This window comes from Caproicibacter fermentans, assembly GCF_014303955.1.
Lineage (GTDB): Bacteria > Bacillota > Clostridia > Oscillospirales > Acutalibacteraceae > Caproicibacter > Caproicibacter fermentans.
In genome coordinates this window covers 3,136,774-3,154,414 of the sequence record NZ_CP060286.1, presented here as the reverse complement: position 1 = coordinate 3,154,414, position 17,641 = coordinate 3,136,774, and the positions used below count along the sequence as shown (strand labels likewise).

14 protein-coding genes, 1 tRNA gene and 1 rRNA gene are annotated in these 17,641 nt (G+C 51.7%); 5 read left to right on the top strand and 11 right to left on the bottom strand.

The window, feature by feature from the left end:
- Window positions 1-307: 307 nt before the first annotated feature.
- Window positions 308-1,827, bottom strand: a 16S ribosomal RNA gene (locus HCR03_RS15700).
- A 331-nt stretch (window positions 1,828-2,158) separates the two neighbouring features.
- Complete coding sequence (locus HCR03_RS15695) at window positions 2,159-3,622, bottom strand: transglutaminase domain-containing protein (RefSeq protein WP_187035294.1); 1,464 nt, start codon at window positions 3,620-3,622, stop codon at window positions 2,159-2,161.
- A 146-nt stretch (window positions 3,623-3,768) separates the two neighbouring features.
- Between HCR03_RS15695 and HCR03_RS15690 the strand changes: the two genes are divergently transcribed.
- Window positions 3,769-3,844: transfer RNA gene (locus HCR03_RS15690), tRNA-Pro, on the top strand.
- Window positions 3,845-3,986: 142 nt separating this feature from the next.
- Window positions 3,987-4,406 (top strand): GNAT family N-acetyltransferase, encoded by a 420-nt coding sequence (locus tag HCR03_RS15685; RefSeq protein ID WP_066645951.1) that lies wholly within the window; start codon window positions 3,987-3,989, stop codon window positions 4,404-4,406.
- 59 nt (window positions 4,407-4,465) lie between these two features.
- Here HCR03_RS15685 and HCR03_RS15680 read toward each other — a convergent pair whose 3' ends face one another.
- Window positions 4,466-4,798: a winged helix-turn-helix transcriptional regulator gene (locus HCR03_RS15680; protein WP_228724991.1), complete on the bottom strand. Its 333-nt coding sequence runs from the start codon at window positions 4,796-4,798 to the stop codon at window positions 4,466-4,468.
- Between the two features lie 152 nt (window positions 4,799-4,950).
- Here HCR03_RS15680 and HCR03_RS15675 point away from each other — a divergent pair, with 152 nt between their 5' ends.
- Entirely contained in the window at window positions 4,951-6,057 is a 1,107-nt protein-coding gene (locus tag HCR03_RS15675) for a DUF362 domain-containing protein (RefSeq protein WP_187035290.1), read from the top strand.
- Between the two features lie 52 nt (window positions 6,058-6,109).
- On the opposite strand, the gene HCR03_RS15670 is transcribed toward HCR03_RS15675, so the two are convergent.
- The 5 genes from HCR03_RS15670 to HCR03_RS15650 all read right to left on the bottom strand — a co-directional run bounded on the left by HCR03_RS15670 (window position 6,110) and on the right by HCR03_RS15650 (window position 10,839).
- Window positions 6,110-6,307, bottom strand: coding sequence for an SHOCT domain-containing protein (locus HCR03_RS15670; RefSeq protein ID WP_156989597.1), 198 nt, complete (start codon window positions 6,305-6,307; stop codon window positions 6,110-6,112).
- A 366-nt stretch (window positions 6,308-6,673) separates the two neighbouring features.
- Window positions 6,674-7,846 (bottom strand): amidohydrolase, encoded by a 1,173-nt coding sequence (locus HCR03_RS15665; protein WP_187035288.1) that lies wholly within the window; start codon window positions 7,844-7,846, stop codon window positions 6,674-6,676.
- 48 nt (window positions 7,847-7,894) lie between these two features.
- Window positions 7,895-9,097: a hypothetical protein gene (locus tag HCR03_RS15660; RefSeq protein WP_187035287.1), complete on the bottom strand. Its 1,203-nt coding sequence runs from the start codon at window positions 9,095-9,097 to the stop codon at window positions 7,895-7,897.
- A gap of 50 nt (window positions 9,098-9,147) precedes the next feature.
- Window positions 9,148-10,446: an L-cysteine desulfidase family protein gene (locus HCR03_RS15655; RefSeq protein WP_187035285.1), complete on the bottom strand. Its 1,299-nt coding sequence runs from the start codon at window positions 10,444-10,446 to the stop codon at window positions 9,148-9,150.
- Between the two features lie 42 nt (window positions 10,447-10,488).
- Window positions 10,489-10,839, bottom strand: a complete 351-nt coding sequence (locus HCR03_RS15650) for a RidA family protein (protein ID WP_407926875.1) — start codon at window positions 10,837-10,839, stop codon at window positions 10,489-10,491.
- A gap of 293 nt (window positions 10,840-11,132) precedes the next feature.
- On the opposite strand from HCR03_RS15650, the gene HCR03_RS15645 reads away from it, so the two are divergent.
- On the top strand, window positions 11,133-11,831 hold the full coding sequence (locus tag HCR03_RS15645) for a helix-turn-helix transcriptional regulator (RefSeq protein WP_066645960.1): 699 nt from the start codon (window positions 11,133-11,135) through the stop codon (window positions 11,829-11,831).
- Window positions 11,832-11,991: 160 nt separating this feature from the next.
- Here HCR03_RS15645 and HCR03_RS15640 read toward each other — a convergent pair whose 3' ends face one another.
- Both HCR03_RS15640 and HCR03_RS15635 read right to left on the bottom strand, forming a co-directional pair.
- Window positions 11,992-14,244 (bottom strand): glycosyltransferase family 39 protein, encoded by a 2,253-nt coding sequence (locus tag HCR03_RS15640; RefSeq protein WP_187035283.1) that lies wholly within the window; start codon window positions 14,242-14,244, stop codon window positions 11,992-11,994.
- A 5-nt stretch (window positions 14,245-14,249) separates the two neighbouring features.
- Complete coding sequence (locus HCR03_RS15635) at window positions 14,250-14,738, bottom strand: GtrA family protein (RefSeq protein ID WP_187035281.1); 489 nt, start codon at window positions 14,736-14,738, stop codon at window positions 14,250-14,252.
- Window positions 14,739-15,207: 469 nt separating this feature from the next.
- On the opposite strand from HCR03_RS15635, the gene HCR03_RS15630 reads away from it, so the two are divergent.
- A complete protein-coding gene (locus HCR03_RS15630) occupies window positions 15,208-16,515 on the top strand; it encodes a transglutaminase domain-containing protein (RefSeq protein ID WP_166525042.1) in 1,308 nt (435 codons plus the stop codon).
- 488 nt (window positions 16,516-17,003) lie between these two features.
- Here HCR03_RS15630 and HCR03_RS15625 read toward each other — a convergent pair whose 3' ends face one another.
- Window positions 17,004-17,177: a hypothetical protein gene (locus tag HCR03_RS15625; protein ID WP_156989591.1), complete on the bottom strand. Its 174-nt coding sequence runs from the start codon at window positions 17,175-17,177 to the stop codon at window positions 17,004-17,006.
- Window positions 17,178-17,641: the final 464 nt, after the last annotated feature.

The window sequence follows — 17,641 nt, the reverse complement described above, 5'->3', positions numbered from 1 at the left end:
GCTATTCAACTGATTGGTTCTTCCTATGCTATCTCTGAGAAGACCGACACACAGTGTCTTTCGCCGCGCTTTGGCTTTCCGGTCTCCCGGGCCGCTTTGCCGCGAACACAAGACCTTTGTGCCGCCGGCTTTCCTCCGCACCCATTTCCGCGGCGTTCGGCGTTCTGTTTCCAGTCTGCTTCAGCGCGTCGTGCGTGCAGGCTCAGCCTGCGAGGCCTTCAAAATTAAACAACGATTGGATAATAAGTCATCCGTAACCGACCTTGGATGTTGGAACAGAATGTTTCATCTGCTCGGGTCTCCATAGAAAGGAGGTGATCCAGCCGCACCTTCCGATACGGCTACCTTGTTACGACTTCACCCCAGTCGCCAATCCTACCTTCGGCGGCGCCTTCCTTGCGGTTAGGCTACCGACTTCGGGTATTACCGGCTCCCATGGTGTGACGGGCGGTGTGTACAAGGCCCGGGAACGTATTCACCGCGGCATGATGATCCGCGATTACTAGCAATTCCAGCTTCACGCAGGCGGGTTGCAGCCTGCGATCCGAACTGAGACCGTTTTTGGGGTTTTGCTCCGCCTCGCGGCTTCGCTTCCCGTTGTTAACGGCCATTGTAGTACGTGTGTAGCCCAGGTCATAAGGGGCATGATGATTTGACGTCGTCCCCACCTTCCTCCGTTTTGTCAACGGCAGTCTGATTAGAGTGCTCTTAGCGTAGCAACTAATCACAAGGGTTGCGCTCGTTGCGGGACTTAACCCAACATCTCACGACACGAGCTGACGACAACCATGCACCACCTGTCTCAACTTTCCCCGAAGGGCACCTGATGCATCTCTGCTTCGTTAGTTGGATGTCAAGACCTGGTAAGGTTCTTCGCGTTGCTTCGAATTAAACCACATACTCCACTGCTTGTGCGGGCCCCCGTCAATTCCTTTGAGTTTCAACCTTGCGGTCGTACTTCCCAGGTGGATTACTTATTGTGTTAACTCCGGCACGGAAGGGGTCAGACCCCCCACACCTAGTAATCATCGTTTACGGCATGGACTACCAGGGTATCTAATCCTGTTTGCTACCCATGCTTTCGTGCCTCAGCGTCAGTTAAAGCCCAGCAGGCCGCCTTCGCCACTGGTGTTCCTCCCGATCTCTACGCATTTCACCGCTACACCGGGAATTCCGCCTGCCTCTACTTCACTCAAGCACCACAGTTTCAAGTGCAATCCATAAGTTAAGCCCATGGTTTTCACACCTGACTTGCAGTGCCGCCTACGCACCCTTTACACCCAGTAAATCCGGACAACGCTTGCTCCCTACGTATTACCGCGGCTGCTGGCACGTAGTTAGCCGGAGCTTCCTCCTCAGGTACCGTCATTATCGTCCCTGAGGACAGAGGTTTACAATCCGAAAACCTTCTTCCCTCACGCGGCGTTGCTGCATCAGAGTTTCCTCCATTGTGCAATATCCCCCACTGCTGCCTCCCGTAGGAGTCTGGGCCGTGTCTCAGTCCCAATGTGGCCGTTCAGCCTCTCAGCCCGGCTACCGATCGTTGCTTTGGTGGGCCGTTACCCCGCCAACCGGCTAATCGGACGCGAGTCCATCTCTCAGCGGATTGCTCCTTTGATTTTATCACCATGCGGCAACAAAATGTCATGCGGTATTAGCGTCCGTTTCCAGACGTTATCCCCCTCTGAAAGGCAGGTTCCTCACGCGTTACTCACCCGTCCGCCACTAAAACAGTTCAAAGCAAGCTTCAATCTGTTTCCGTTCGACTTGCATGTGTTAGGCACGCCGCCAGCGTTCGTCCTGAGCCAGGATCAAACTCTCTAAAATATGGTATATAATCACCCGAAGGCGTTTATATCTATCTTAGAGTCGTTTCGGCTCTTCAGTCGATACACTAACGTATCTTTTGGTTTTTTTTGAAAGAGTGTCCCTCTCTTTTCGTCCGAAAGTACTTTTACTCTCGAAATCTTTACGGGTTCCTTCTTTATCGTCTCGTTGTTTAATTTTCAAGGTCCCATGCGGTTTTCCGGCCCTTGCAGACCCTCTTCCGCAGCGCCCTTTCCGTAAGGCGCTTCACTATAATACCAAAACCCACCCCTATTGTCAACCCTTTTTTTCATTTTTTTTGGGTTTTCTGTTTTTGCCTCAAATTATATCATTACCGATAGGAAACAAAGACATTCAGCCCCAAGTCAGCCTGATCTGTCACATAAGAAACATTTTTTAGGTTCAAAGTCACGCCCGCCGCGGAAGCTGCTTCCTGCAAATAGGCTGCCATTTTATACGGTTTCGCCGTGGTAAGGCCCTTAATCGTCGCATCGTAGCCGGCGGCGGTAACCAAAAAAGCAATCGTTGTTTTTTTCTGCTTCATCTGCGCCGCAACGGATGAAACGACCGCGTCGTCTTCAGATCCGTCCAGAGTGGAAATGACGATTCCTTTTTTTCTGAAATAGTTGTCCTGCGTGGAGCCGCAGACCGGGAGCGTCATATTGTAGACCGCGTTGGCGCTGCAGATTTGCGCTTCCGTCAGCGACGAAGCGACCGGCGCGATGACATGCGTCAGCTTCAGCGTCTTATCATCTATATTAAAGTAGTTATATACCGTATTTGTATTGTCGCACCAGGTTAGATCAACGTGATACCAATTACCGTCAATCTTAAAACCGTTCCACATGTGGGCGACTCCCTCGCCTGTCCCGCGGATCAGCACGCCGGAAAGGCCCGCGTATCCGCCGAGCAGCAGCATCGCCCTGGAGTATCCTTCGCACACCGCTTTTCCGTCGATCAACGCCCCGTATGCCGTATAGGATTTCCAATTCTTATTTGTAACGGCGGAATCATCGTAAGAACAGGCCTTCGTTATGTAATCAAATAAATATTCCTCGCGGTCGAACTCGCCGAGCCCGGACGGCATAGACTGGAGGATGGACTGCACCTTTCCGTTAAAAGCCAGAACAGCCGCGCTGCACTCGCTCTGCGTCAGCTCCGAATAAAGCTGCAAAATCGTCTGGTCGTTCCGGTATCCGTAAGAATAAGCGTTCGCGACCCAGAAAACCTGAGGATGGTCATCCAGATAGGCTGTCGTTGTCAGGCGAATTTCCGCTTCCGTCAGCTTCCCGGGAATTGAAATCTGACCGGTCGGGGCGTAATTTTGATAGGTTTTTGAAACCGCAACCTGATATACGCTGTTTTCGATCAATTTGTAGAGGGTTCTTTCCGATTCCGTCTTCAGCGCCTGATACCCGCCGCTTTGAGATACCGCGGTAAAACCGTTTGACGCGGCATTTTGTATACTCAGCCGTTTCACCGTCTGCGAAGCTTTTGATTCCGGAACTTTTTGGGGAGTCTGGACCTCCGATTCCGATTTTGCCTTTCGCGGGGCCGAAGACTGAACCGCAGAAGAGACGGAAGAGGACGGCTTTGAAACAGAGGAAGAGACCGCTGGCAATTTGGGCTTCTCCTGCTGGGAATCGAAGGATGCGGCGGATGACAGCGGCGCCGGGGACGACGAAGAATCGGCGGCCGATAATAGATTCGAACCCGCGCACCCGCTAAGTTGAATCGACAAAGCAAAGGCAAGCAGAGCCGCAGTTAATTTTCGATCAAATCTTCCGAGTTTCAATTTTCTCTCCCGTCCTTTCAAATCCTTTTATGATTCATTATAACACAAATACCATTAAAAAAATTATAAATTCTTGATTCTATTCCGGTGCAGTTTTCTTGACATTGCATACTATTTCTCTTATAATAGGAAAGCTGTATTATTTTCGAGGTGTAGCGCAGTTGGTAGCGCGCCTGCTTTGGGAGCAGGATGTCGCAGGTTCAAGTCCTGTCACCTCGACCAAAACGGCAGTCCGACCCCTGCGGTCGGGCTGCCGTTTTCGTTGGGGGCGGCCGGCGAGAACCCGCCGGCGCAGGCTGTTCTTTCTTTCTACCGGGCTACGTGATATAATAAATCATCACTGAAGTTCCGGAAAGAGGTTATTATGAATTACAGATTGACGGAATCTCCCTCCCCACAGGAGAAAGACGAAATATTCCGCGAATTGCTCCGCTATAACCTAGCGCATCTTGAAAATAAAGACGCAAGGGACCTGGCAATTTTTCTGGAAGACGAGAGCGGAAACAAAACCGCCGGTTTAATCGGCGATACCCACGGGAACTGGCTGGAAGTTGAATATTTATGGGTCAGTGAAAAAATGCGCGGCCGGAAGATTGGAACGGAATTGGTTCAGAAAGCGGAATCTTTCGCAATGGAACGCGGCTGCAAATATGTTTTTCTGAATACGTTTGGATTCCAGGCTCCTCGATTTTATGAAAAACTGGGCTACGTGGAGAAATTTGTTCTGAAAGAATACCCCGTTTCCGGAACGAGGCATTATTACACCAAAAGTCTTGTAAAATAAACGGATCAATGAAGAGGCAGCGCGGTTTCGGCAACCGCGGCTGTTTTTTTATGCGCGCCTCAGCTCCATTTCGCGCCCCACAGCTTCATGGCGATAATAATGGGTTTCAGGCTGTTCCCCTTTTCCGTCAGCGTATACTCCACCGTCGGATATGCGGTTCTCAGGACGACTCCCTTCGCTTCCAGTTCCTTTAAACGCACCGAAAGCGTCTTCGGGCTGATCCCCTCAAGAGATTTTTTCAGCTCCCCGAACCGCTTTACCCCGTCAAATAAGTCCCGGATGATCAGAAACGTCCATTTCCCGTCCAGGACCTCCAGCGTTTTCTCGATGGAGCATTCCAGCCCCGCCGGGCATTCACAGATATTTTCCTCTAAAACCCGCTCGATTTTCAAATCCTGCCTCCCAATTTCAATGGTAACTTTTATGTAACTACTTTTCATAATAAATCATCAATGCTATAATGTCAATTACAGAAAAGACCCGCCAATGCGGCCTCGCACCGGCCGTCAGACAATTTTTAAATAAAATGCACGGAGGATTGAGAATGGAAAAATCAAAGGTGTATTTCACCGATATGCACGCGACATTGACCGAAAACCTTCTTCAAAAGCTGAAAAGGCTGATCAAGTCGGCTGGAATCGGACAGATTGATTTCGACAGGAAATATGCCGCGATCAAAATACATTTCGGCGAGCCGGGCAATCTCGCTTTTCTTCGCCCGAATTACGCAAAGGTGGTCGCGGACGTTGTGCGGGAGCTCGGCGGCAAGCCGTTTTTAACCGACTGCAACACGCTTTATGTGGGGGGGCGCAAAAACGCCCTGGACCATCTGGATTCCGCCTACGGCAACGGATTCTCTCCTTTTTCCACCGGATGCCACGTTCTGATCGCGGACGGACTCAAGGGGATCGACGAGGCGCTTGTCCCTGTGCGGGGTGGGGAATATGTGACGGAAGCAAAAATCGGTCGAGCGATTATGGATGCCGACGTATTCATTTCTCTCACCCACTTTAAAGTCCATGAATCCACCGGCATCGGCGGAACCCTGAAAAATATCGGCATGGGCTGCGGCTCCCGCGCGGGAAAAATGGAAATGCACAGCAGCGGCAAGCCCCATGTGAATCAGGAGTCCTGCGTCGGCTGCGGTTCCTGCAAAAAGAACTGCGCGCACGGCGCCATCTCCATTGAAAACCGAAAAGCGTCCATCAACCACGATCTGTGCGTCGGCTGCGGGAGATGCATCGGTGCCTGCCCGACGGACGCGGTTCTGCCCGCTTCCGACGAATCCAACGACATCCTGAATAAGAAAATCGCGGAATACTCCTACGCGGTGCTGCACGACCGCCCCCAATTCCATATCAGTCTGGTCGTAGACGTATCTCCTTTCTGCGACTGCCACGCGGAAAACGACATTCCGATTGTGCCGAACGTCGGCATGTTCGCCTCGTTTGACCCCGTTGCGCTCGACCTGGCCTGCACGCAGGCCGTCAACAGCCAGCCCGTCATTCCCGGCAGCTTACTGGAAAAAAGAGGAAACTCGCACCATGATCATTTCAAGGATATTCATCCCACAACCGACTGGAACGTCATGATTGACCACGCGGTGAAAATGGGCCTTGGAAGCCGCGATTACGAGCTTGTCAAAATATAAATACACCCACAAAAACAGGGGTTCCCCGAATGGACGGCGAATCCCTGTTTTTTTAATGCTTTAAAATCTGGTTGTTTCTGGACCGGTACTCTTCCTCACCGATTTCGCCTCTTGCGAAGCGTTCGTTCAAAATTGCAAGGGCTCCGGGGTAAATTTCCTCAAAAACCGCCGCTTTTGAAGGAACCGCGCGCCGCCCAGATTGATATATGAAATAAATCGCCAGTCCAAGGATGAGTAAAAAACCGATCATCTATGGCAATTCCTCCAAATCCAAACCCGCCGTAACCGTATCCGCCCAAACCAAATCCATTGCAGTACATTAACAACCACCTCCATTGACGCTGGTTTTAATATACCCGATCATTCTGTTAATTCTGTGAAGAAAAGGTGTCTTCTTTATGAAGGAATTTAGCTCCAGATTGAATCACATTTATTCCTTTCATCCGTCGGAACACTCAAGGCACACACGGCAAAAAATCCGGTTAAGCCCAACGTTCCAAAACAGTCGTCGTTTGGCCCGCCGTTTACAGTCGTCCCCAGCAAAAAAGCTGCCCCGATTCAATCATCCGGGGCAGCATCGGCCAAACCATTTGCGGCATTCGAATTATGCCGCTTTTCATTTTTCGTCCAGAAAGTCTTTCGCAAATTGAGCGTAAAAAGCCGCGCCCCGATGCAAAGCGGTTTCATCAACTTTAAATTTATCACTGTGGTTCCCGTACGTCGCGCCGATTTCAGGATTGCGGCAGCCGATAAAGGCATAAATTCCCGGTATTTTTTCCATAAAATACGCGAAATCCTCAGAGCCTGTCATCTTTTCCAGCGGCGCCGTTCCACTTTCTCCGTACAGCTTGACCGCGGCATTTTTCGCAATGCGGTTCAGGTTCTCCTGCTCGTTGATAATCGGACCGGGGAACTGCCAGTATTCAAGACTCGCCTCCGCACCGCATGCCTTCGCGGTATTAACGATGATTTCTCTCATCATTGTTTCAATGTTTTTCCTAAGTTCACGCGAATAAGTCCGGATGGTTCCTTCCATTTCAACCCGGTCGGCAATGATGTTGAACGCGTTTCCGCCGTGAACCGTGCCAATGCTGATGACAAGCGGGTTGAGCGGATCGTTTCTTCGGCTGGCAAAGGTCTGCAAATTCATGATAACGGAAGCTGCAGCTACGATCGCATCCGTGCCCATATGCGGCGCGGATCCGTGGCACGCTTTGCCCCGGACTACAATTTTAAAGTTGTCACAGGAAGCCATCCTGCCGCCCTGCTGAACATTGATTTTCGGCGCGTCCAGCGTTCCCCAGATGTGCATTCCCATAATCGCGTCGACACCGTCCAGCAGCCCCTGCTGCACATAGTATTCCGCACCGTGGCAGGTTTCTTCCGCCGCCTGAAAAATCAATTTCACATTGCCGTGAAGTTCCTGCCGAACGGCCGACAGGATTTTTGCCGCGCCGAGCAGCATCGCGATATGGCAGTCGTGGCCACATGCATGCATGACGCCCTGATTTTGGGAACGAAACGGCACATCCGCATGTTCCTCGATCGGCAGCGCGTCGATATCCGCCCTCAGCATAACTGTTTTACCCGGAGCGCCTCCCCGAATCAAGCCGACAACACCTGTTTTCCCATCGAATCTCTTCGTCTCGATTCCCATTGCTTCAAGATCCGCCTGAATCGATTGGGTTGTATTTTCTTCTTTCCAGCTTAGTTCCGGATGCTGATGATAGGCTCTTCTTTTTTCAATAATAAAGGCGTCGTACTGTTCCGCCAGTTCTTTGATTACCATTGCGGTTGCTCCTTTCCTGTTCCCCGAACGCGTCTGAAACGGCGTGCTTTATAAAAGATTGACGAAAACCCCTGCGATAACGACGGACGTAATCGTAACGGTTACAAATCCTCCTACAATCATCTGCGGCAGCATGGCGTTCATCAGATATTCCTTTTCTTCCGGTGTTTCCGCCAAGGCCTTGGCCGCCTCATCCGTCAGCACATAGTTCGGCGGAAATCCGTACAGTGAGGTCAGAGATGTCGCTACGGCCATATAAGGGCTGATATGCAGGAGTTTGCCTGCAATCAGGGCGAAAACAGACATGCCAATCACACCGATCACGATAATTGTCACGAGCGGGAACACAATGCTGCCAAGCATGGCGGGCGTCGCTTTTGCCAGCCCCGAAAACACAAAAATCATCAGGACAAACATCAAAAAGCCAAACGAGCCGGCCTTATGCAGCGAGTCCTTGTCGAGGTATCCAAGTTCCGTTGCAAGGATACTGAGGACAAGCGCGACAACCGCCATATTTAATATTCCGCCGGACCAGACCTGAATCAGATAGGAAAGCACGCCAACCGATGAGAGTTTTGCCAGAATCAATGCAGTGGAATTATACTTTTCCGGCACGGGAGGAATCAGCTTTTTCCGCTCCGGTTCCTGTGCGGCCAGTTTGCCGTTGCTTCCTTCCACCTTAACGTTCTGCACGGCCACTGCCGATCCGCTGCGATATTCTCTGAGAAGTTTCTTCCCCTCTTTTTTCAAAAGGAGCGCAGTCAGCGGATAACCGGCGAACCCCTGGATGACATACATACAAATGGCCAGAACAGACGCTGTTTCCAGACCTTTCTGCGCGGCCGCCTGCTGCACCATGACAGCGGCCACAATCCCCCCCGAAAGAGGCGGCAAGCCGGCGACGACATAGCTCCTGCCGACCAGAGGGACGCAGATGAACCAGCAGAACAAAACCATGCCGGTAAGGCCGATTAAAGTAATCACAATAATTTTCCACTGAGAAATGAGTTCCCTGACGCTGATAATAGTGCCCATATGTGTGATGCAGAACAGAATCGCCAGCGTACCGCCCAGCGGGGCCCCCATTCCGGCGAGCGAAACAATATCCTTTGGAAAAAAGGTCCAATACCCGGCCAGGAACAAACACGCCACCACAAAAACCGACGGTACCCATGCTTTTGTTCTTGTCCCGACAAAGTCGCCGACCGCATATAAGGCAGCCAGAATGAAAAACGCCACTATAGCCTGCATATTTTACTCCTCCGAACTTTACAATCTTCCTATATTCCTGCCGATCGTCTCTATTTTCGATCCTTATGCAGCATCATTTCGAGCACCAGCGGATCCATCCCCGACGAACCCTTGTTTCCAAGCGTCGCAAAATTATCGATAGATTTTTCTACGTCATTATCAACGATACCGTCGGTTTTCTGTACGCACAGCCCCTTCATTGCCATGAAAGCGGCTTGCATCGCGGCGTTGGTACATGTGCTGATTTTCAGCGCGCAGTCCGCTTTTGCGCCGTCACACAGCATGCCGGTCACATTGCCGATCATGTTCTGTATGGCAAATCCAATGGCCTTTAAATCCCCTCCCATCAAATAAGTGATCCCGCATGCCGCTCCGGTCGCGGCTACCGTTGCTCCACACAGTGCGGAAAGCCTGCCGAATTTGGATTTAATGTAAATGGCGATCAGGTTACTCAAGGTGACCGCGCGGAGCATCCGGTCCTCCCCGGCCTTCAACCATTTTGCCGTGGCGACGACCGGCATGGTTGTTGTGATGCCCTGGTTTCCGCTCCCGGAGTTGGAGACCACCGCAAACGGGGCGCCCGCCATTCTGGCGTCGGCGGCGGCCGTGGTTACACAGACGGCGTTTGAAACCATGTCGTTACCGATCATTCCGTTTTCCAGTTCCTCCCGGACGGTTCTTCCGATTTTCAGGCCATAGTCATTTTTCAGTCCCTCTTCCGAAATGGCCGTGTTCACGGAAATGCTTTGCCGTATGATGTCCAGCGGGTCGTTTTCCGGGTCGATCTGCTGCGCGAACTCATAGATTTTTTGAACTGACAGAGTGTTTTTGATTTCCTCCGGGCCGATTCCTCCGGTCGGCCCGGTTCCGCCCTTGTTTTCAAAGACCGTTTTTCCATTTTCCTGCACCAGAACAATGTTGGTGTGCGCGCCGGAAATTACCGCCCGTGCGGAGTCTTTCCCGCTTCCAAGCGTTACATCGACATACAGCTTTTCGGGCGTTTCCGCAACTTCAACGGTTATTTTCCCGGATTCCACCAATTTTTGCGCCGCGGGATACACCGCCGGGTCCACCCCCGAAATAACCTGGAGCTTTTTATTCGGGTCACCGCCCAGAGCGCCGATTCCGGCGGCGTACTCCATTCCCGTATAGTTGGTTCCGGGGATGCCCGCGGCCATCGCGTTTTTAATCATGTTTCCGCTTGCCCGAACGCAGACGCTTTCCACCTGTTTTCCGCTCAGGTGTTCGGCGGCTACGGCAGCGGTGAAAGCAATCGCCGCAGGCTCCGTACACCCTGTCGCCAGTTCCATCTCACTGTTCAAAATGTCAATAATCTTTTGTTTATCCATTTCAGCAGCACATCCTTTCTTTCGTATTTCTTTCTCAATCCGTTAATCCGCATCGGAGCGGCACGCTACCGCTTCAATCTCAACCAGCGCTCCCATGGGCAGCTTCGCAACCTGAACCGCCGATCTTGCCGGGAATTCGCCTGTGAAAAACTCCGCATAGACCCTGTTCATCGCCGCAAAGTCGTCCATACTGTTCAGAAAGACATTTGTTTTTATAACATGGCTGAAATCGGAACCGCCCGCGGCGAGAACCGCCTTCAGATTCATCAGGGACTGGCGCGTCTGCTCTTCGATTCCTCCATTGACAAATTTTCCCGTGCGCGGATTCAGGGGAAGCTGCCCTGAAGTGAAGATCAGTTTTTCAAATCCTGTTGCCTGGGAATAAGGGCCGATCGCCTTTGGAGCGTCTTCCGTATGAATGATTTTCTGCGTTGTAACCGCTCTCCTTCTTTTTTATTGTAATAATAATTTATCATTATAATAATAAAATGTCAATACTTTCGGCTAAAAAAGACGATTTTTATTTAAATTTACGATTTTGTGCGGTTAGAATGTGCTTTTAATAAATAATTATCGCCGATTTCTAATAAATTTGTTGCATCCTCCGTCTCATCGTGCTATCCTTTCTAGTAGAGAATAACACATCCCGCGGTGTTGTTCCCTATTTTTTGAATCGGGAGGAAACCATGAAATCGACCAGTTCAAAGCTTCTAAAGAATTATGGCATTCTTGTCGAATTTTTGGGGAATGTTCTCGGCCCGGACTATGAAATCGCGCTCCATGAAATCAGCTCCGACAGCCAGTCCATCATCGCGATTGCAAACGGTCACATCAGCGGCAGAAAGGTCGGCGCGCCCATAACCGATTTTGCGCTGAAGATGATTAAAGATAAGGTTTACGAAACCAACGATTATGTCCTGAATTATAAAGGAATTTCGAAGTCCGGCAAAGTGCTGCGGTCTTCCACCATTTTCATCAAGGATGAAAACGGCAGCCTGATCGGCATGCTGTGTATCAATTTCGACGCTTCCCGCTTTACCGACGTCAGCCAAAAAATACTGGAGCTGTGCAATATCCGGCAGGAAACGCTCAAAGAGCCGGAAGGCCCCCTCCCCGACGTGCCGGACGCGCTGTCCGGAGCGGTTGAAAGCTTTCCCGAAACGGTTGCCGAAATGATTGAAACCGTATTGGAAAGCTGCCTTCCGGGCAGCGGTATCTTGTACACGGATCGTTTAACCCAGGCGGAAAAGATGCACATCGTGGACATTTTGAACAAACGTGGATTTTTTTTATTAAAGGGCGCCGTCAGTCAGGCCGCAAAACAGCTTAAATGCTCCGAGCCGACCATATACCGGTATCTAAGCGCTCTGAACAGCGACAAATAGCCAACCGGGACAAGGGATTTTTGCCGCGTCAACCCACAGAAAGAAATAAAGCCCCATAGAAAACGCGCCTTGATTCAGCTGAATCAAGGCGCGTTTTTATGCAATGCTTTTTACAAAGCTGTTCTAATCGGCCCCTTTTTTTCATTCAGCCGCCTTTGAGTTATCCCTTTTGATAACCCGACAGGTCGTATAGCGTCTGGGAACCGCCGCCCTCCATACCCGAACCGGAGGAAGAACTCCACACGGTGGAATCCACCGCCGTGCCATGCTCTTCGACCCACTTGGTCACTTCATCGGAGGAATCGCCGCTCATGCCGCCTCTTCCTCCCACCAGATAATACTTCAATTCGCCGGACTTCACCATTTGCTCCAGCTTTTCCACCGTCAGCGACCGATTGGTCCCGCTGAATCCACCGACCGCCATGACCGGCTTGCCGGTTGCCAATATGATCGGTTCCGCTTCACTGGCGCTTTGAACCGCGACCAGATATTTTTCGCCGGTATTGTTCTGTTCCAAAAAGCTGATCAGCGCCGAGTCGGAGGAACTGCTTTCCTGATTCCCGAAGCTTCCGCCGAAATGAGTACCGCCGTCTTGGCTTTCCGTGTCCGTCCGGCCGTCGCGCCGGTCGTCTTCAGACGTATTTCCGCCCGACCACTGCCGGCCGCCGCCGCCCTGCCCGAACATTGAAGCGCCTTCCGCGGACGGACCTGCCGACGGAATCGAGGTGTTCATTTGATTACTGAACACCGAATATCCGGTCCATACGGCCGGCGCGATCAGCAGCCCTGCAAAGCCGAGCGTGACACAGGCAGCCGCCAGAGTGCCGCCCGTGTTTTTTCCGAAAGCCCGCAGAGCAACCAGAAGAACTGCCGGTATTCCAGTAACGGCACAGATCAGCGGAATCAGAATTTTGGAGTAGCCCTGATAGGACACGAGCATTGCGGCCTGTACGGCAAGCGTCGAAGCAAAAGCCGCCGGAAGCAGCCAGCCGGACGCACCGCCGCGGCGGTACAGCTTCCACAATTCCACTGCGCCGATGCCGGTCAGCGCCGCGAGGAAAGGCGCCATCGCGGAGATATAATAAGGATGAAAGAATTCGGACACGCTGAAGTAGCCGACCATGGTGACGACGGAGCCGCCCCACATCAAGACTCCGCGCAGCAGCTTCCTGCGCCGCTCTTCCTCGGCATTCCGCATTCCCAGCAGCATCGCCAGAGCGGAAAACGCTCCGAACGGAAGCAGCCAGCTGTCCTGACCGCCGAGAGTCGTGTTGAACATACGCAGAAGTCCGGCGCTTCCGCCGCCGTTGAACATGCCTCCGCCGCCTCCGTTGCCGCCGGGGCCGCCCGCAAAGCCGTTTGCGCCTCCTTTTTCAAAGCCTCCGCCATCCGTGCTGTCGCGCCCGTCCGCGCGGGACGAAGCATCGCCCGATTGCTCCGTGCCGTTTGTACCGTCAGAAGTTTGGTCCGGCAAAGACGGCGAAGACATAGATATCTGCCCGTCCTGCGCGCCGCCGGAGGTTCCCTCCTCGCCGGGCTGGCCCGGCTGACCGCCGTCATCCGTCATACCCGGAGGGCTTGTCATCTCTCCATTCGTACCGGCAGAACCGGAGCTTCCCCGGTTCTGCCCCGTGATCCGCTGGATTCCGTTATAGCCCAAGGCGAGCTCCAGTTCGGAATTGTTCGTGCTGTTGTCGACATACGGCCGCTCGCTTGCCGGGGTCAGGTCCACCGCCACCGACCAGGACAGCGAAACCACTAGCAGGACAAGCGTTGCCACCGCGAGATGCCAGATTCTCTTTCTCCATTTGATCTTGGTTCCGAAAAAGTAAACGGCATAAAGCGCGGGGAGGATCAGAAACGCCTCCAGTGTTTTTGCGTTATACGCAATTCCCAGAAAAACCATGGAAAGAATCAGGCAGCGAAGCTGTCCCCGGTCGGAAGCCGCCATCATGGCCCACGCGGAAAGCACCATAAAGAAAATCAGCACCGAATCGGTGTTGTTCGTTTTGCTGACAACGATAAAGATCGGTGAAAGGGCCAGCACCAAAGCCGAAATCAGCCCCGCCGCGCTCCCGAAATGACGTTTGACGACATGATAAATGATCGCCGCCGTGGCAACCGCCGCGAGACACTGCGGCAAAATGATGCTCCAGCCGTAAAATCCGAACACTTTGGCAAAAGCCGTTTGCACCCACAGGGAGACAGGAGGCTTGTCCACCGTGATCCACCCCCCCGGGTCCAGAGAGGCGAAGAAGAAGTTTTTCCAGCCGGTCAGCATACTCTTTACGCTGGCCGCGTAAAATTCATTGCCATAGCCGAGGTTCCAGATGTTATAGACGGACAGAAAAGCCGCCAGAAGCAGGATCAGCGACAGCAGAACCGCCTCGCGGTACTTTCGAACAGTTTTCATATTTTCTACCCTTTCCGGTCGATTTCAGGTTTACAATCAAGATGAGTAGGTGCGGCCGCCGTTTGGGTATTTTCACGGTAAATGCCAAGCTTTCTGGCAAGATAGTTCCCAATCAGCATAATTCCGGTCGTCAATATTTTGGCAGTCATGGAATCCATCCCGAAAAAGTCCGTAAAGAGGTTCAGGAACAGAAGATTCAGGACACATCCAACTGCCGCCACCAGATAAATCAGCGCGGCTTCCTTCAAAAAATTCCGGACCGCACTGTTACTTTGATTGACCACGCTGGCATTTCGAAAGGTCAGCAGTCTGCCCAGAATCATATTGACAAAGGTCGAAATGAGATAGGCAACGGTAAAGCCCGCGTTCTGGTCCCACTTCATTGGGTACACAAACAGAAAGAACAGCGCCCATTCCACAACCGTCGCACCGCCGCCGACCACAAGATAGCTGATAAATTGAGTCATGTTTTTAAGATATTTCTTTCTCAGCATCGAGATCCACCTCGCTTTCGCTTTCCTGTAGGGTACCCTATGTTTGTGACGGGGGAATGAATTTATTATGAGGACCCGATGAAAGCGGTCCGGCAATTTTTACCGATGGAAAACGCGTCCGCAATGCGGACGCGCCGATGCCGATCTGGCAATTCATTTGTCATCCCGGGGGACGCAAAGGCAAACGTTCCGCTGCGCGGCAAAACTGCGCCTTCCTCCCACCCCGGCTATGATCCTGTCGTGGGTTTTTGGCTTTGAGGAATTCAAAACAATTTACACATTTTTCATGGAATACTCATTTGAAACGCTGGAATGATATGGTATAATTTATGATGTGAATTGAAAATTGGGGGAACTCTGAATGCGCTTTCAAAAATGCAGAGCCGCGGCTGCCGGCTGTTTCTCGGCCTTTCTTCTCATCTCTTCCATCTCGGGCTTACCGGGATTCCTTCCAGGAGCCGGCGGCTCTTTGACGGCATCGGCTTCCGTACAGGCCGCGGTACCTTTTTCCACAAGCTCGGTCGCCAGAACGGAAGGCGGCGGCGCGAACGGATCCGGACAAGACGACAAAGCCTATCAGGCAATCCGGGAAATCACCTCCAGCGCGGACGTCCCGGGAGGTACGCGGATCACCCTGAATAAATATCTGGCATCAGCGGACGCCCGGCCGGCCTATTCTTTTGTAAAACAGGACTACGGCTACCGGGCCCTGTCGTCGGATTCGGAACGAACCCTTTACGAGTATATCGACAACGCGGCCTATCAGGTGTCCAACCAGTCCGTCAGCGGATACTACCCGGTCGGCCAGATCGTACTGACGGCAAAGCTGGACCAGTCACGGCTGCAGAAAGTATTTCTGGCATATACAAACGATCATCCGGAGGTGTTCTGGCTCACAAACGTATTCTCCTACGGATATGACGGCGATTCATCAATTTTACAGCTTTTTTCCGTTCTCTCCGCCGATGGCTGCCGCGAGGCGGTCAACGCGCTGAACAGCAAGCTGCAGCAGGTAATTCAATCCGTCCCGGCCGGGCTGAGCGAATTTGACCGGGAAGAGGCCCTGTACGACTATCTGACCAAAAACTGCAGCTACAACGACGCCGCAGTAGAAGACACAAGCATCTGGCAGGCGTTTACGGCCTACGGGGCTTTGATGGACGGCCACGTGGTCTGCGAAGGGTACTCCCGCGCAATGGAACTGCTTTCAAGTTATCTGGGACTGCACTGCACGCTGATCCGAGGCTCCAGCAACGGAGTCGGACACATGTGGAACGCCGTCAGCATCGGGGAAAACTGGTATCATCTTGACCTGACGTGGTGCGATGGGAATCAGCCGATCTACAATTATTTCAACGTCACCGACCAGGTCATCCGGCAAACCCATAAAATCTCTCCCGCTTATTCCTCCCTGACGGAGCAGCAGCTTGCCGCGGCGAACTCACAGGTCAATCTGTTTCTTCCCGCCTGCCAGTCGACTGCGGAAAATTACTATGTGGTAAAAGGGATTAAGATCACGGATTTGGGCAATGCCGGTGACAGCACCGTGGTTCAGCAGCTTTCCGCCGACCTTGCCGAATCCGACCCAACGGTTGCATTCTATATTGACGCCGGCCCGAAGTTTACTTCTGTCGTGAACGGGCTGGTCTCCGCATCCCCGTATAAGATGAAAACCTATTTGCAGCAGGCGTGCAGGCAGTCCGGTAAAAGCCCCGAAAACGTTTCTTACGTGGTGGATTCCGCCAATCACGGCCTGGAAATCTGCGTCACCTATTAAGAAAGGACCTTGTTGCAAAACAGCCTCTTACAAAATCCTGCATATAAAATGCGTCTTAATCCGGCTTCGAAGCCGTTTTAAGACGCATTTCTTGTTTTTAGGCTGTTGGTTTGTGCAATTTGCTTGTGCAAATAGAAAAGCTCTTCCGGCCTCATGGTTCTGTAGGAATTCGCATGCACAATATGGTTCTTGTCAAACCGCCGGTCCGCTGCCTTTCAGCCACACATCCCTTCCCGCTTCGCGGCGAGAAGTCCGTCATCCACGGATTCCTCTCCGGTGAAAATCTTTTCCATATGGCTGTCTTTAAATCGAACGCGCCCTTAACCGGATTTGTCTGCAAAGTGTAGATTCAAAGTGCCGTCATTTTACGCTCAACTTCGTTTAGCTGTTTCGCGTCGGTAATATTCAGTTTGTTCTTCAGGGTAAAAGAAGAGGGATAACAGTAGCTGCTATCCCATTCATAATCATATTGACAATTTTCATTCATTTTATCTCTCCGGCACTACCGAATACTTTTTCACCAGCCGTTTGATTTCCTCATCCGGAGTGGTTTTACCGGTAATGCACCTGCGAAGCATATCGCGGTCTTCCTCAGTCAGGGGCATTCCTTCTATTGCCATTGTGCCGTTGATTTCTCCGATCAGTTTCTCCACACGATCCATCGGATTCCCCTCCTTTACCAATATTATTATAGCATTTTCAGAAGAGACGTTTGACAAGCTCCGGCAGGAGGATCATTTCCTGATCGGTACTCCTATGGATCTGATACCGGAAAAGCTGGCGTATTACCTCCGTGACTTTTTGAAACAGCTCCGTCATTTTCCGGTAATCGCAGTCAAACGCCTGTGCGCTTGCTTATCATCTCCGGCCCGGTCACGTTGTAAAGTCCACATGATTACCCGGCAACATGAGCAAGGTATTGAATGAAAACGCGCTGCCACGCTCATATATGAGGCTGAAATCAATCGCTTTATCTATTTTCCTCAATACACGCTCTTTCGGTACCAGATCTTCCATGCGGTAAAAGCCGACTTGTTTCCGACTGTCATTACTTTTTTTCGTTCAACATTTTTATCACCTGTTTATATTTTACCATTTCTCAAGCACTAAAAAAAGACAAAGTACC

What these genes read in the sequence shown, in the direction of transcription:
- HCR03_RS15685 (WP_066645951.1), top strand. Translation starts at nt 3,987, where the DNA reads ATGAATTACAGATTGACGGAATCTCCCTCCCCACAGGAGAAAGACGAA.
- HCR03_RS15675 (WP_187035290.1), top strand. Translation starts at nt 4,951, where the DNA reads ATGGAAAAATCAAAGGTGTATTTCACCGATATGCACGCGACATTGACC.
- HCR03_RS15670 (WP_156989597.1), bottom strand. Translation starts at nt 6,307, where the DNA reads ATGATCGGTTTTTTACTCATCCTTGGACTGGCGATTTATTTCATATAT.
- HCR03_RS15665 (WP_187035288.1), bottom strand. Translation starts at nt 7,846, where the DNA reads ATGGTAATCAAAGAACTGGCGGAACAGTACGACGCCTTTATTATTGAA.
- HCR03_RS15660 (WP_187035287.1), bottom strand. Translation starts at nt 9,097, where the DNA reads ATGCAGGCTATAGTGGCGTTTTTCATTCTGGCTGCCTTATATGCGGTC.
- HCR03_RS15655 (WP_187035285.1), bottom strand. Translation starts at nt 10,446, where the DNA reads ATGGATAAACAAAAGATTATTGACATTTTGAACAGTGAGATGGAACTG.
- HCR03_RS15645 (WP_066645960.1), top strand. Translation starts at nt 11,133, where the DNA reads ATGAAATCGACCAGTTCAAAGCTTCTAAAGAATTATGGCATTCTTGTC.
- HCR03_RS15640 (WP_187035283.1), bottom strand. Translation starts at nt 14,244, where the DNA reads ATGAAAACTGTTCGAAAGTACCGCGAGGCGGTTCTGCTGTCGCTGATC.
- HCR03_RS15635 (WP_187035281.1), bottom strand. Translation starts at nt 14,738, where the DNA reads ATGCTGAGAAAGAAATATCTTAAAAACATGACTCAATTTATCAGCTAT.
- HCR03_RS15625 (WP_156989591.1), bottom strand. Translation starts at nt 17,177, where the DNA reads ATGGATCGTGTGGAGAAACTGATCGGAGAAATCAACGGCACAATGGCA.